Origin of the sequence: Pseudonocardia lutea, from assembly GCF_042658055.1 — a bacterium.
GTDB classification, from domain to species: Bacteria; Actinomycetota; Actinomycetes; order Mycobacteriales; family Pseudonocardiaceae; genus Pseudonocardia; species Pseudonocardia lutea.
Map to the genome: position 1 here is coordinate 1 of NZ_JBHSQK010000098.1, position 1,153 is coordinate 1,153.

Genomic DNA, 1,153 nt, shown 5'->3' on the forward strand with positions numbered 1-1,153 from the left:
GTCGCCAGGTCGCCGCGGCGGGTCGCCAGGCCGGCCCGGCGGAGGCCGGGCCGGTCGCCGGTGCCGCGGCGGGCGCGACGTGCACCACCCCGGCCGACCCGGCGTCGGCCGGCACGCCGCCGTCCACCACGCTCAGCGGCCCGGCCGAAGCGGCCATCGCCGCGGCGGCCGTCACCGACTCCGCCGGCAGGTCGGCGCTCGGCGCGATGGCCGCCGCGGGGGCGGGAGCGGCCGGGGCGTCGAAGGTCCGGGGCCAGCCGTTCGGCGAGGTGACGCGGGGCTCGGGCAGCACCTGGAGCATCCCGGTGGTGCGCGGTCCGGGTGCCGCGGGCCGGGTGGCGCCGAGGTAGTCGTCCCCGCGCCAGCGGTAGTAGGAGGTCCGGACCGGCTCGTCGTAGGTCGGCGCGTTCACCATGCGGCCGTCGCCGAGGTACACGCCGACGTGGTGGACGGCCGACGGGGAGCCGTAGAAGACGAGGTCCCCGGGCTGCAGCGGGGCGTCCGCGGGCACGTGCGGGCCGGCGACGTACTGGCTGTGGGCGGTGCGCGGCAGCGTGATGCCCGCGGCGCCGTAGGCGAAGACGGTCAGCCCGGAGCAGTCGAAGCCCTGGTCGCCGGCGGCCGGTCCGTCGCCACCCCACTGGTAGGGCACGCCCACCTGGGAGAGCGCGGCGTCGACGGCCACCTGTGCGCGGCGGTCGGGCAGCGCGGTCGTGAACTCGGCGGGCGCGGGGGCCACGGGACCGCCGCCTCCCGGCCCGGGCCCGGTGTTCTCCGGCAGCACGCCGGGGAAGCGCTCGACGGCGGCGTCGGAGGTCGACGCGTTCCCGGCCTGCCGCACCGCGGACGGCACCGCTCCCACCGCCACGACCAGCAGCAGCCCGAGCAGCACCCACACCCCGACGGCCGCCCGCCGCGGCCGGAGGCCGGGCATCGCGCGGTAGCGGACCGGCAGGGGCCGGGGCGCGCCGGGTGCGTGCTCCACGACGCCGGGCTCGGGCAGCGGGGCGCGGGCGGTGACGATCCGGTCGGCGACCCGGGTGCCCGCCTCCCGGCGGCAGTCCGCGACGACCCGGCCCACCAGTGCCGTGGCCAGCCGCGCCGCGGCGAGGCCGGCCGCCGCGCTGCGGGCCGCCTCCGCGCGCTCCGAGCG

1 protein-coding gene is annotated in these 1,153 nt (G+C 80.7%); it reads right to left on the reverse strand.

Annotated elements, in window-relative coordinates:
• Positions 1–1,153, reverse strand: a 1,153-nt coding sequence (locus tag ACFQH9_RS28745; protein ID WP_379570988.1) for a C40 family peptidase, incomplete at both ends; no start/stop codon positions are given.